At 61.9% G+C, this 14771-nt stretch carries 8 protein-coding genes; 2 read left to right on the top strand and 6 right to left on the bottom strand.

Annotated features, from left to right (window positions below; translation table 11 throughout):
- Window positions 1-237: 237 nt before the first annotated feature.
- From AC0V2Y_RS09800 to AC0V2Y_RS09775, 6 genes are all read right to left on the bottom strand, one after another.
- On the bottom strand, window positions 238-1257 hold the full coding sequence (locus AC0V2Y_RS09800) for a glucokinase (protein WP_070219236.1): 1020 nt from the start codon (window positions 1255-1257) through the stop codon (window positions 238-240).
- Between the two features lie 349 nt (window positions 1258-1606).
- Window positions 1607-2569, bottom strand: coding sequence for a VTT domain-containing protein (locus AC0V2Y_RS09795; protein WP_076569123.1), 963 nt, complete (start codon window positions 2567-2569; stop codon window positions 1607-1609).
- Between the two features lie 27 nt (window positions 2570-2596).
- Entirely contained in the window at window positions 2597-4288 is a 1692-nt protein-coding gene (locus AC0V2Y_RS09790; protein WP_475416404.1) for an ABC transporter ATP-binding protein, read from the bottom strand.
- Between the two features lie 9 nt (window positions 4289-4297).
- Window positions 4298-5413, bottom strand: coding sequence for an ABC transporter permease (locus tag AC0V2Y_RS09785; RefSeq protein ID WP_475416405.1), 1116 nt, complete (start codon window positions 5411-5413; stop codon window positions 4298-4300).
- 9 nt (window positions 5414-5422) lie between these two features.
- Window positions 5423-6361: an ABC transporter permease gene (locus AC0V2Y_RS09780; RefSeq protein ID WP_071079183.1), complete on the bottom strand. Its 939-nt coding sequence runs from the start codon at window positions 6359-6361 to the stop codon at window positions 5423-5425.
- Window positions 6362-6389: 28 nt separating this feature from the next.
- Window positions 6390-8234, bottom strand: coding sequence for an ABC transporter substrate-binding protein (locus tag AC0V2Y_RS09775; RefSeq protein WP_475416406.1), 1845 nt, complete (start codon window positions 8232-8234; stop codon window positions 6390-6392).
- 623 nt (window positions 8235-8857) lie between these two features.
- On the opposite strand from AC0V2Y_RS09775, the gene AC0V2Y_RS09770 reads away from it, so the two are divergent.
- Both AC0V2Y_RS09770 and AC0V2Y_RS09765 read left to right on the top strand, forming a co-directional pair.
- On the top strand, window positions 8858-11638 hold the full coding sequence (locus AC0V2Y_RS09770) for a TonB-dependent receptor (RefSeq protein WP_475416407.1): 2781 nt from the start codon (window positions 8858-8860) through the stop codon (window positions 11636-11638).
- 180 nt (window positions 11639-11818) lie between these two features.
- On the top strand, window positions 11819-14497 hold the full coding sequence (locus tag AC0V2Y_RS09765; protein ID WP_475416408.1) for a TonB-dependent receptor: 2679 nt from the start codon (window positions 11819-11821) through the stop codon (window positions 14495-14497).
- Window positions 14498-14771 lie beyond the last annotated feature (274 nt).

Genomic DNA, 14771 nt, shown 5'->3' with positions numbered 1-14771 from the left:
TGAAAGTCCTGCCATCCATGGTGCTGGCCTTAATTAACCTTCACTAAGTAACCAGCAATGAAACGATCTCCGGAGCAGCTGCTTTTCCCGTGGCGGCGAACCAGCCAGACAGGAGAGCGACAGTCGTCGTTTCATCCAACGATGCCAATTGTACCTGATAAAAAGCGGAAAAGCGCAAAACCGGGCAAAACACGCGTTTTACCCGGTCCTGGCACGACACATCGTCCGCTGCCCGCATCACAGGGAGGCGAGTTTCTCCGAGAGAATGGCCGATGCGCCCAGGAAAGCTGGGTACTGCGCCGTGATGACGAAGGTCGGCACTTGCGACACGTAATTGGCGAAGCGGCCCTTGCGCTCGAAGCGGGCGCGGAAGCCGGAGCGGTCGAAACGCGCCCCCAGGCGCGGCACGATGCCGCCGCCGATATAGATGCCGCCCAACGCGCCCAGAGTGACGGCGACGTTGCCCGCCACGGTGCCCAGCATGCAGCAGAACGCTTCGATGACGTCGTCGCACAACTGGGATTCGCCGGCCAGCGCGCGGCGCGTGATTTCCGCCGCCGGCAAGGCTTCCGCCGGCACGCCGGCGCGGTCGGCCAGGGCGCGGTAGATCAGTTCCAGGCCGTCGCCAGAAATCAGGCGCTCGGCCGAGACGTGTTCGTATTCACGCCAGGCAAATTGCAGGATGCTCACTTCCGTTTCATTGAACGGCGCAAAGCTGACGTGGCCGCCTTCGCTTTGCAGGGCGATCCAGCCGCCGTGCGAAGGAATCAGGCCCGACACGCCCAGGCCCGTACCGGCGCCGATCAGGCCGATGGCCGTGTTAGGACGGGCCGTACCCGCGCCCACCTGGTGCTTCTGTTCGCTCGACAGCTGCGGCAAGGAGCGCGCCAGGGCCGTGAAATCGTTGACCACGTCCAGGGTCGTGAAACCGCACTCTTCGCGCATGGCGCGGATCGAGAACGACCAGTGGTGATTCGTCATGCTGAGGAAGTCGCCGTCGACGGGGTTGGCAATGGCGATCACGGCATGGCGCACGGCTTGCCCGCCTGCGGCGGCGATGTGCGGCAGGGCCAGGTAGGCTTGCAGGGCGGCGGACAGGCTCGGGTAATCGGCACAGGGCAGCACTTCCACCAGGGTGATGTGGCCGGCGGCCACTTCCAGGGCGAAACGGGCATTGGTGCCGCCCACGTCGGCCAGCAGGCGCGGTCCATCGGCAAAGGCGGAAGTCGGCAATACGGGTGAAGACGAAGCGCTCATGATTTTAAATGATGAAGTGGGACGCATGGGACGCCAAGCTTAAAGGATGAATGCGCCCGGAGGCAAGCAAAGTTTGTAGTTTAAGTACATCAAAACAAGCCTTTATTGGTAGTTCCACTCCAAATGCAACAGGCAAGGCTAAAGTTGCTCGCAAACAATGATTTATAGTAAGTACTTGCACTCGGCGGGCGCACGAAAATCATGTTGCACAGCAGCAGGAATCGCCTGAAAACAAGAGTATGCCGCAGTTTGCGCAAAGCCGCTTTGTATGGGGCGGCGCAGGCGTGGCGCTGCCGTCCCGGTGGCCCGGCGACGGTGTTTTCGTATTATTACTACCGGTTTTTACTGATCAGGAAGGCAAGCCTTCGCCCAGCAGACTGGCGGGCGCCGGCTGGTCCGAGCGGTAGGCGGCGTTCCACGCATCGAGGCCGCCATGCAGGGGCTTGGCCCGGTGAAAGCCGTGCTGGTGCAGCAGCTTGGCCACTTGCGCGGCCGTCACGTCGTTGGGACAGCTGCAATACACGATGATGTGGCGGTCCTTGTCCATGGCGATCATGGCGGGCACGGGCTCCTTGCCATTGAAGAACAAGGCGCCCGGCACGGCCGGTTCCAGCGCCTGCGCCGTGGCGCTGCGCGCGTCGACCATCAGCGGCTCCTCGCCCTGCTCTATGAGTTCCAGCAATTCATCGATGCCGATGCGCTCGATCTGCAAGGCCTGGCGGAAACGCCGGCGCTCCAGGTATTTATACAGCAGGAACAGGCCCAGCAAGGTGGCCAGCATCAGCAAGGCCGTGCTGCCCATGGTGCTGAGCAAATCGAGCACCTGCTGCACGCTGGCGTGGAAGATCACGCCGACGACAATGCCCGTGCCGCTCCACAGCAAGGCGCCCAGACCCGCGTACAGGAAGAACAGGCGCGGCGGCGTGCCCAGCGCGCCCGACATCGGCGCGGCCACGGTATTGAATCCCGGCACGAACTTGGAGACGATCAGGGCTTTCGGGCCCCAGCGCTTGAATTTGTCTTCCGTCTGGCTGACGCAATAATCGGGCGACAGCGAGATGCGGCACAGCAGGCGCAGGATGCGCTTGCCGAAATGGCGGCCCGCGCGGAACCACGTGAAGTCGCTGATCAGGCAGGCGCCCAGCGCGGCGGCCAGCACCAAGCCTCCATTCATGTCGCCATCGACGGCCAGCGCGCCCGCCACCACGAGAATGGGAAAGGCGGGAATCGGCAGGCCGAGCTGCTCCACCAGCACGATGCCAAAGACAATCAGGACACCGTAATGTTCGAGCAGATAAATGAGGTTGGGCATGGCCGCTATCTTACCGTAAAAAGCCCCCTACAACTGCACGCCCTTCGGTATGGCGCTGAGCAGGGTGCGCGTGTACGGATGCACGGGATTGCGGTACAGCTCGTCCGAATCGGCCAGCTCCACCACTTGCCCCTTGTGCATCACCATCACCTGGTCGGCGATGTATTTCACCACCGATAAGTCGTGCGAGATGAAGATGTAGGACAGGCCGAATTCATCCTGCAAGTCCTGCAGCAGATTGAGCACCTGCGCCTGCACGGACACGTCCAGCGCCGAGACGGATTCGTCGCACACCAGAATTTCCGGCTGCATGGTCAGGCAGCGGGCAATGGCGATGCGCTGGCGCTGGCCGCCCGAGAACTCGTGCGGATAGCGGTGGAAGGCCTGCTCCGGCAATCCCACCTTGTCCAGCAGCCAATAGGCCTTGGCGATGCGTTCCTTGTCATCGGCGCCGATCTTGTGGATGCGCATGGGTTCCAGCAAGATCTGCCCCACCGTGAAGCGGGGATTGAGCGAGGCATACGGATTCTGGAAGATGATCTGAATGCGGCGTTTATAGGGCAAATACTCCTTGTTCGGCATGGCAATCAGATCCTTGCCGTGGAACATGGCCGTGCCGCCCGTCGCCTGGTGCAGGCGCAGCAAGGTCAGGCCCACCGTCGTCTTGCCGGAGCCGGATTCGCCCACCACACCCAGGGTTTTTCCGCGCGGCAAAGTAAACGACACATCCTTGACGGCCTGGAATTCGCGCTTGCCGAACAGGCCCTCGCGCGTATAAAAGCTTTTACTGAGATTATTCACCACCAGCACCGGCTCGTCGCCCGGCGTGTAGCCGCGCGTGCGCTGTTTCACCTCGACGCCGGGGCCGGCCTTGCCCTCCATATAATCGGCAATGACGGGCAGGCGCCACGGGCGCTCGTCCAGGGACGGGCGGCAATGCAGCAGGGCTTTCGTATAACTGTCTTGCGGCGCCTCGAATACCTGGCGTACCTCGCCCGTTTCGCGCACTTCGCCGTGGCGCATGACGATCACCTGGTCGGCGATCTCCCCCACCAGGCCCAGGTCGTGGGTAATGAAGAGCACGGACATCTGGTGCTTCTTTTGCAGCGCCGCGATCAAGTCCATGATCTGCTTCTGGATCGTCACGTCCAGCGCCGTCGTCGGTTCGTCGGCGATCAGCAGTTTCGGTTCGCAGGCGATCGCCATGGCGATCATCACGCGCTGCTGCTGGCCGCCCGACATCTGGCTCGGGTAGGCGTCGATCTTCGTGGCGGGGTCGGGTATGCCCACTTCCTCCAGCAATGCCAGCGTGCGCGCGCGCGCCTGCCTGCGGTTCATGCCCATGTGCTGGCGCAATACCTCCGCGATCTGGAAGCCGACCGTGAAGACGGGGTTCAGCGACGACATCGGCTCCTGGAAGATCATCGAGATATCCTTGCCGCACATGGTACGGCGCTCGGCGATCGACAGTTGCAGCAAATCGCGCCCGCCGAAGTGGATGCGCGATTGCGGATCGATGATGGTGCTGTCAGGCGGCAGCAGGCCCATCACGGCCAGGGAGCTGACGGACTTGCCGCTGCCCGACTCGCCCACCAGGGCCACGGTGCTGTTGCGCGGCACGTTGAACGAGATGCCCTTGACGGCTTCGAACGTGGTCTTCTTGTCCAGGCGGAAGGTGACGCGCAGGTCGCGCACTTCCAACAGGTTATTCTGGTCCATGAGCAACTCCTATTTCACTTTGGGGTCGAGCGCATCGCGCAAGGCATCGGTAAACAGCGAGAACGCCGTCACCAGCACGGCCATCGCCGTGGCGGCGGCCGTCAGCTGCCACCATTTGCCCAGGATCAGTTCATTTTGTGCCTCGTTGAGCATGCTGCCCCATGAGACGGTGCCTACCGGCACGCCAAAGCCGAGGAAACTCAAGATCACTTCCGCCTTGATGAAGCCCACCACGAGGATGGACATTTGCACCAGCGCCACGTGACTCACGTTCGGGAAGATGTGCGAGAACATCTTGCGCCAGTGCGAGGCGCCGATGGCGTCGGCCGCCATCACGTATTCGCGCGCCTTGTGCTTGATGTATTCGGCGCGGATCAGGCGGTACGGCCCCGTCCAGCCCGTCAAACCGAGGATCAGCACGATGGTCAGCACGCCCTTCTGCTGCAGGACAGCGGCAACCGTCAAGATCATCAGGATCGACGGAATCGAGGTGAAGATGCTGTAGAACCAATTAAAAAAGTCATCGACGATGCCGCCGAAGTAGCCGGACACGGCGCCAAAGATCGTCCCCAGCACGACGGCCAGCAAGGCCGCCACCAGGCCAACGACGATCGACGTCTCGCCGCCCTTGATGGTTTTCTGCAGGATGTCGTGGCCCCACTTGTCGGCGCCGAACGGCAAGGTTGCCGCCTTGTGCGCGATCAGCTTTTTCGTTTTGCCCATGCCGGCGCGCAAGGCCGTCAAGTCGTCGGCCAGCGGGTCCGTCACGCCGTACATCTCGACGCCAGCCGATGGGTTGCTGCCCATCTGGGCGCGCAGTTCGGCGATGTCGTCGGCCAGCGGGTCGAGCACGTTGACGGGTGTCGGCGCGCTGCGCTCGTCGGCATGGGGAATGGCGCCGTCGCCGGCGCCGGCCACATCCTTGTCGGCCCCCACAAACGTGGGCGGCGCATAGCTGACGGCCACTTCGTCTTCCCAGTTCGCCGCCACCAGGCCGCTGGCGGAGGCCAGCACCAGCAGGAAAAATGCGCCGACCACGGCCAGCGATACCATTGCAATCTTGTCGCCGCGCAAACGGCGCCACGCCAGGGCCCACAGGCCGGGCGATGTATGAGGTTTCGACATCGTCTCTTTCTACTTCAGTTGTACGCGAGGATCGACCGCCTGGTACAGCAGGTCGGTGAGCAGGTTGAAGAGCATGGTGGCGGCGGCAACATACACGGTGATCGCCTTGATCACCGGAAAGTCGCTGCGCTCGACGGCCAGGATCACTTCACGCCCGATGCCGGGGATGCCGAAGAAGCGCTCGAGCAGGAAAGCGCCGATCAGCAGGGCCGGCAAGTTCGACATCACATAGGTAATGATGGGAATGCCGGCGTTGCGCAGCACGTGGACCCACATGATGCGGCCTTCCTTGAGGCCCTTGGCGCGCGCCGTGCGCACGTAATCCTGGTTCGCCTCGTCCAGCACGAAGGTGCGGAACAGGCGCAGCGTCGGCGCGATCGACACGGCCAGGCCGATCAGGATCGGCAGGGTCGAATAGCGCAAGAGGTTTTCCCAGAAGCTGTCGCCCCAGCCCTGCACGGGGAACAGGCCCAGTTTATAGGCGAAGCCGTACTGGAAGACGATGATGTAGACGAGGATGGAAATCGACATGCCCACCGTGCAGGCGATCATGACGGCGCGGTCCGTCAGCGAACCGCGCACGAAAGCGATGGCCAGCGCCAGCGCCACGCCGAAAAACGTTTCCAGCACGGTCAGCGGAATCAAGACCATCATCGACGGGCCCAGGCGCGAAGTGATGATGTGCGACACGGTTTCGCCCGTGGCCCAGCTTTGACCGAAATCAAAGGTGACGATCTGCTTGATGAAGATCCACAGTTGCACGTAATACGGCTGGTCGACGCCCAGCTGGCGGCGGATGTTGGCGATGCTTTCCGCACTAGACATCTTGCCGGCCAGGATGTAGGCGGGATCGCCGCCCACCCAGTTAAACAGGATAAACACCAGCAGGACCACGCCCAGCATGGTGGGCAGCATCTGCCACAAGCGGCGCAGGATATAAGCAAACATAATGATTCCTTGTTGTTATAAGCGTCGCTTATTTATTGGCCGAGGCCGCAGGGGCTGGCGCCGCTGGCGCACCCGTGCTGTCGATATCCATATACGCCCATTCCTGGAACAGGATCGGGTGCTTCTTGTAGCCCAGCACCGACTTTTGCGCCAGCATGTTGCGGTAGCGCGCATAGCCGATCAGGGCGCCCGCATTGACTTCCAGGCGGCGCGCCATCTTGTGGAACAGCTCGTCGCGCTCGGGGCTGGCCGGCATGGCCTGGCTGGCCGCGTACCATTTATCGTACTCGGGATCCTGGTAGCAGCCATTGTTGTTCTGGTGCGTGTTCGGGCCATAGAACAGCTGCATGAAGTTGTCGCCATCCGGATAGTCGGCCAACCATGGCGCCGTGCGCGTCTGCATCTTGCACTGCTTTTCCGTTTTTAGAATGTCGGAAAAGATCATGCGGTCGTTTTCCATGCGGATGCCCAGCGAGTTATACGTCTTGCGCCACATTTCCGCCTGCAGCACGCCGTTGGCTTCGTTGCGCGAAGCGTAGCGGATCAAGAGTGGTTTGCCGTCCGGCAAGGTGCGCCAGCCGTCGGCGCCCTTCTTGTAGCCGAATTTATCCAGCAGCTTATTCGCCAGCACGGGATCGTATTGCAGCAGGGATTTATAGTGCGGATCGTAGCCGACGACACCGGGCGGTATCGGATAGTCGAGGCGCTTGGCCTGGCCATTCCAGATGATGCGGATTTCCTCGTCGATATTGTGTGCCATGGCAATGGCGCGGCGCAGGGCGATCTTTTCCTTGCTGAAGCCGCCGAGCGTGGGGTCTTCCATGTTCCAGTAGTAATAGCTGATTTCCGGGTCCAGCAAACGTGACAGTTGCACGCCCTTCTCCGCCAGCTCGGGACGCAGCTTGCCGTTCAGCAATGCCTTCGGCGCCAGCGGGCCGTCGAGCCAGAACACATCCGTGCCGCCGCTCTGGAACGACAGCCAGCGCGACTGGTCTTCGATCATCACGGAAATTTCGATGCGGTCGATGGCGGGAATCCGTTTACCTTGCATCTGGCGCACGATGCGCTGGTCGTCCGGGTCGTCGCCGGCCATGAAATTCCACGTTTCCGGCAAGTGCTGCGGGTTGCGGTTGAGGACAATGCGGTTGCCGCGCGTCCATTCGCCCAGGGTGTAATAGCCGGTGCCGACGGGATTCGAACCCACTTCGCCCTTCACGTCGCCGTATTTTTCCACCACTTCGCGCGCCACGGCGGCCGTCGGCACGTAGGCGAGGATCATGGGGAAATTGAAATCGGTCTTGATCAGCGAGATGCGCAAGGTGTACGGGTCGAGGATTTCCAGTCCCGCCACCTTCTTGCTGTAATCGAGCTTGTTCGACTTGGCCGCGTCCTTCGCCAGGTCGTCCAGGCCCACCACCTTGCCTTCGAACAGCCAGCTGTGCGGCGACGCCAGGCGCGGGTCGAACAGGCGCTTCCACGAATACACGTAGTCGGCCATCGTCAGTTCGCGGCGCTTGCCGCCGAACGCAGCGTCGGGTGTGTACAGGATGCCTTTTTTCAGGCGGATGGTGTAGGTCTTGCCATCAGCGGACACTTCCGGCATGGCGGCCGCCGCGCCGGGCACCACCTTGACGGGGCGCGCCAGGTAGTCATAGGTGTACAGGGTGTCGAAGACGGCCTGCGTAATGTGGTTCGAATACAGGTCTCGCGCGGTGGCCGGATCGAAGCCCGTCTCGGCGGCCGGCAGGATATAGCGCAAGGTTTTCACCGGCGCGGCTGCGGCGGCAGGGGTGGCATCCGCAGCAACGGCGGCCAGCGGCAGGGTGGCCAAGCAGGCGAGCAGCGCCACGCGCCGCATCCATGGTGACTTCATGTAATACCCTTCATCTCGATTATCTGTCGCACCGTATTGGTGCGCTTGTACTGGCTTCCCCCTGGGATACAGGATTCCACCGCCAAAACCAGTCCATCCTCGCAAGATCTATGCCTTGTTCATCCCCAGCCGCGCCCGCAGGCAGGCGAGCTGGAAAAAGGCGTAACGATAACGCATATTCCGTTCGCCGGGCGAAAAGCCGCAGCAGGGGCGTGGCGCGCCGCCATGGCCACCGGCCTTGTGGAGAGAATCTTCCGCAGCGCAACAAAGACAAGGCGCCACCATGAAAAACCGGCCTGGCAGTAACCCTTACGGCCTCGAATGACAACCGTTTTTATCGCAGTACGGAAAATACGCATCGCAATGCAACATCAAGATAATTGCAAATATTGAAACACGTCAACATTATAAAAAACACTGTTGTTTCCATGATGAAAGTACATGCGTGCGCGTTGACAAGGTTTCTCGGCAAATGGTCTTATCACTCACGGCAACTGACAGTATGCCGTTTTGACCCACAGCGATTGCCGACGCAGCAATCTTTATCACCCTGGCAAAGCTGTGCCTTACAAGGGCCGGCCGAGCACACTTTCGGAGTTCTGAGAATGATGATGGAAACAGTGATGTCCCGCTCCGTACGCCTGATTTTTTCGGGCAGCGTAGCAGCGCTCGGCCTGGGCATGATGGCTGCGCCGGCAATGGCGCAAGACGCCAATGTACAACGTGTGGAAATTACGGGATCGAGCATCAAACGGGCCACGGCCGAGACCGCATCGCCGGTGCAGGTCATCACCCGCGACGACTTGATGAAATCGGGTAAGGCCACCGTCGCCGAATACCTGCAAACCCTGACCGCCGATGGCGCCGGCTCCCTGCCGACGGGCTTCGGCAACGGCTTTGCCGCCGGTTCCACGGCCATCTCGCTGCGCGGCCTGGGCGCCACCTCGACCCTCGTCTTGCTGAATGGCCGCCGCATGGCGCCGTTCGCGCGCGCCGATGACGGCCAGAAGAGCTTTACCGACCTGTCCACCGTGCCGATGCAGATCGTCGAGCGCATCGAAATCCTCAAGGATGGCGCATCGTCGACCTACGGCGCGGACGCCATCGCCGGCGTGGTCAACATCATCCTGCGCAAGGACTTCGAAGGCCTGACCCTGAAAGGCGACACGGGCATCTCCGGCGACAGCGACGCCAAGCAGCACCGCGCCTCGCTGACCTTCGGCAAGGGCAACCTGGATACGGACAAATTCAACTTCGTCCTCAATGCCGAGTACAGCAAATCGGACATGCTGATGAACAATGACCGCGCGGGACGCAAATGGATAGGCAAGGCCGACCTGCGCCCATACGGCTATGCGATCAACACCCAGTTCGCCGGCGGCTACATCAATGGCAACAACGATGCGAATGCCGCGCCGACGGGCCTGATCCGCGATCCCGTCACCAACAATTACGTGTCCCTGCCCGGCTGCTCCAGCTTGTCCGTTTCCTCGCCGCAAGATCCGAAGGGCGGCTGCCTGTGGCACCACGACCAGTTCCGCTCGATGCAGCCGAAGATCGAATCGATCAACCTGTACACGCGCGGCACCTGGCAAGTCAATGCCGATACCCAGGTGTATGCGGAAGCGGGCTACTCGAAGCGCGATACGGCCTTCACCCTGATCCCGCCATCGATCACGCCGACCATCGCCTTCCCGCCGAACGCCACCAGCCCGACTGGCGTCGTCAACTACGGTTCCGGCGCCGGCACCACCATTGTGCTGGCCGCCAACCATCCGCAGAATCCGTATGGCGTGCCCGTGCGCGTGCGCTACCAGGCCTTCGACGTGGGCGCCAGCACGCGCCAGGCGAACAACGAATTCAACCGCATCGTGCTCGGCGTCAAGGGCAACGCCATGGGCTGGGACTACGATGCCGGCTACACGCATTCGGAATCGAAGCTGCACCTCGATTACAGCAATATGCTGAACATGGCCGTCGTCAAGGATGCGTTGGGCAATCCGAACAGCAAGTATTTCCCCTACTACATCGGCGCGCAGGCGAACAAGAATCCCGCCTCGCTGTACGCGGCCATGGTGACGAACGCCACTTCCGATTCCACCACCAAGCTCGACATCATCGACTTCAAGGCATCGCGCGAACTGATGCAGTTGCCGGGCGGCGCCATGGGCCTGGCCGTGGGCGCGGAACACCGCCGCGACAAGCTCGACAATCCATCGCTGTCCGGCACGCAGGACGGTTCCATCAACTCCAGCTATGTGGCGGCCAAGGGCGACAGCAAGGTCTCGGCCGTGTTCCTCGAAGTGCTGGCGCCCGTCATCAAGACGGTGGAACTGTCGGGCGCCTTGCGTTACGACAAATATGACCGTTTCTCGTCGACCACGCCGAAACTGGGCGCCAAGTGGACGCCGCTGAAGACCTTCGCCGTGCGCGGCACGTATTCGGAAGGCTTCCGCGCGCCGGGCCCGGCGGAAAGCAATGCCAACTCGCAATCGACGGGCACCTCGACCGTCAGCGATCCCGTGCGCTGCCCGGGCGGCACCCGTTTGCCGGGCGCCAATGCCAGCGATTGCGAACTGCAGGTGGCGGCCGTCAAGATTGGCGACCCCAGCCTGAAGCCGGAAAAGTCCAAGGGCTACACCCTGGGCCTCGTGTGGGATCCGTTCAACGATACCAGCCTGTCGCTCGATGCCTGGAAGATCAAGCGCGAAAACGAGATCAACCCGCTGCCGTACAACGAAGCGGCCGCCCTGCCGACGGCCGTCCGCGCCGACAACAACCTGACCATCAATGGCGTGGTGGTGCCGAACACGGGCACCTTGCTGATCACCAAGGCGCCGTACCGCAACTCCAGCTTCACGGAGATCAAGGGGATCGACCTGGACGTCAAGCAGCGCGTGCGTCTGGGCGACTACGGCCGCGCCACGTTCGGCCTGACCTGGACCCACATCGCCTCATGGGTACGGGCCGAGTCGGCCACCGTGCGCTACCAGTTCGCCGGCACGCATGGCAATTGCGACACGTCCAACTGCGCCGGCACGCCGAAGGACAAGATCAATCTGACCGGCTCGTGGGACCTGGGCAACTGGAACGTCAGCGGCGTGCTGAACTACCGTTCGGACATGAAGAATATCTTGTTTGAAGGCAAGCCATGCGCCTCCAAGCTGGCCGACGGCACGTCCGCGCCGAACGGTTGCAAGCTCGCCTCGTTCACCACGCTCGACCTGTCGAGCCGCTGGAACGTCAACAAACAGCTGCAACTGTTTGCCTCGATCAACAACGTGACCGACAAGATCGCCCCGCTCGACCCGTTGACCTATGGCGGCATGAGCTACAACCCGATGGATGCGAGCGGCGCCATCGGCCGCTACTTCAAACTGGGCGCCAGCTACAAGTTCTTCTAAGCTGACACAAGGCCCCCTGACGCGAGGCGGTGAGCAATCACCGCCTTTTTTTCGTCCGCGGCTGTGGCGCCAGTTCACTCATCCACATGCCTATTGCGCCAGCGCAAACCTTACCTGCTGCGTGCCTGTAAAACTCCCTTGCAGGCCACTTGGCCCATGACCAAGCCACAGGAGTGTCAGATGACGCAAACCCGCAGTCCCTCCCCTACCTTGCGCCTGCTGTGCGCAGCATTGATCGGCGCGTATGGCCATGCGGCCATGGCGCAGGACACCGGCGCCGCCGGCGAGCCGCCCGCCATGCAGCGCGTCGAAGTCACCGGGTCCTCCATCAAGCGCCTCGTCTCGGAAACGGCCACGCCGCTGTCCATCTTCAAGGCCGAGGATTTCGCCAAACAGGGCTTGACGACGGCCCAGGAAGTGCTCAGCAAGATACCCTCGAACTCCTCCAGTATGGGCAGCGGCAATGCCGTCGGCGGCAATACCAGCGGCTTGCCCACGGGCGGCCAGGCCAGCGCCGACTTGCGCGGCCTGGGCGGCGACAAGACCCTGGTGCTGCTCAACGGCCGGCGCATCGCAAACCATCCGTATGACGGCGCCAGCGTCGACCTGAACATCATCCCCATCGCGGCCCTGGAAAGAGTCGAAGTGCTGCGCGACGGCGCCTCGGCCATCTACGGCACGGACGCCATCGGCGGGGTGATCAACTTCATCACCAAGCGCTCCGTCAACGTCACGAATATCACCGCCGAAGTCGTCTCGCCCGAACACAAGGGCGGCGGCGAGCACCGCATCAACCTGTCGACGGGTTTCGGCAAGCTCGACACCGACGGCTACAATATCTTCGGCGTGGTCGACTACCACAAGCAAAACGTGCTCACCTCGCAGGACCGCGCCTTTTCGGCAACGGGCATCGTCCCCGCGCGCGGCCTGTCCATTACCAGCGGCACGACTTTCCCCGGCAACTACTTTGACGCGGCGGCCAACGGCGGCAAGGGCCTGGCCGGCAATCCCTACGCAGCGGCCGGCTGCAACCCGCCCTTGTCGGTGCCGGCCGTGCCCGCGAACGGCACCTGCCGCCAGGACTACACGCGCCAGATCGACGACTTGCCGGCCCAGCAGCAGCTGGCGTTCTTCGGCAAGGGCGCCTTCAAGCTGGGCGGCGGCCACCTGGCCACCGTGGAATACCTGCATTCGGAAAACAAGGTGAAGGCACGCACGGCGCCGCCGCCGCAAACGGGCCTGATTCTGCCCATCAGCAGCAAATATTATCCGGGCAATGCGGGCGGCGTGCCGGCCCAGCCGGGCTTGTCGGGCCAGCCGCTGAGCGTCAACTGGCGCCCCGTCGAGGCGGGCCAGCGGCAGATCGATTCGGACGGCAAGGCCGACCGCTTGGTGCTGGCCCTCGAAGGCGAGCTGGCCGGCTGGGACTACAAGACGGGCCTGAGCCATGCCATCAGCAAGTCGTCGGAAAAATTCACGAACGGCTATGTGCAGGATGCGGGCTTTGCCGCCGGCGTGCTGAACGGCATCCTCAATCCCTTCGGCGAGCAGGATGCGGCCGGCAAGGCTTACCTGGACAGCACGGCCCTGCGCGGCGAGGTGCAGAGTGCCAAGGTCACCACCACGGGCTTCGACATCAAGGGCAGCCGCGAACTGATGCAGCTGGCCGGCGGTCCGCTGGCCATCGCGCTGGGCGGCGAGGTGCGGCGCGAAAAGGCCGACTTCAACGTCAACCGCGATATCGCCGGTCAGGCCGCCAGTTCCGGTCTGTCGGGCTCGCTGTCGAAGAGCGGTTCGCGTACCATCGAAGCTGTCTTCGGCGAAGTCAACTTGCCGCTGATCAAGGACCTGGAAGTGCAGCTGGCCGCCCGCTTCGACCATTACAGCGACGTGGGCAGCACCACCAATCCAAAGCTGGCCCTGCGCTACCAGGCCAGCAGTGCGCTGGTGCTGCGCGGCTCGGCCAGCACGGGTTTCCGCGCGCCCACCCTGTTTGAAAAGAATGCGCCGCCGTCGAAGAACGATACCAACGATTCCTACGACGACCCTATCCTTTGCCCGGGCGGCGTGCCGCAGCCCGGTGCCAACCCCTTGCGCGATTGCGACTTGCAACAATTCAAGCTGCAAGGCGGGAATGAAAAGCTGAAACCGGAGAAATCCACCACCTTCGCCTTCGGCCTCGTGCTCGAACCCGTCAAGGAAGTCACGCTTGCCATCGATTACTGGAACATCCACCTGAAGGACAAGATTTCGTCCTTGCCCGAGCAATCGATCTTCGGCAACTACGAAAAATACAAGGCCTTGTTCCTGCGCAATCCCGATGGTTCGCCCTTCGCCATCCTGGACTTGAACGACAACCTCGGCGAAGTGAAAACCGACGGCATCGACGTCAGCCTGAATGCACGCCTGGGCCGTGGCGCGTATGGCGATTTCAGCGTGTCGGTCGATGGCACGTGGACCCACAAGTACGACTATCAGAACGAGCGCGGCGGGGCCTTCATCGCCAACGTGGGCCGCTATGCGGACAACAATCCCGTGTTCCGCTGGAAACATACGGCGGCCCTGAACTGGCGCATGGGCAACTGGGGCGCCACCGTGTCGCAATCGTTCAAGTCCGGCTACACGGACCAGAACCAGGTGGATCCGCAGTTCCGCCACGATGTGCCGTCGTACAGCCTGCTGAACGTGTCGGGCAGCTACGCGTGGAAAGGCTTGCTGCTGACGGCCGGCGTGAAAAACCTGTTCGACAAGGAACCACCGTTCTCGAACCAGGGCACCCTGTTCCAGAAAGGCTACGATCCGCGCTACACGGACCCGCTCGGACGCGCCTGGTACTTGCGCGGCAGCTATACGTTTTAAGGGAAATTTTCAGATCAAGTGATAAAGCAGGCAGCGCTGGCAACAGCGTGCCAGCAACAGAAAAGCGGCGCCATCAGCGATGATGTGCGCCGTTTTATTTTACGCATCTGAGCAAGGCTGACAAGGGCTCACGATACTTTATTGCTGAAGGATTACAAAAAAAACAGGGAAATGTTGCATTTCGTCCAAAAACTCCGCGCGAAATTGACAATCTGAATCGTGAATGTTTTGATGAGGGCCCAGAAAATTTACAGAATTTTCATTGGTGGATTTT

Source organism: Janthinobacterium sp. BHSEK, from assembly GCF_056174685.1.
The sequence above is the reverse complement of the archived record's forward strand: the minus strand, read 5'-3'. Positions and strand labels throughout refer to the sequence as shown.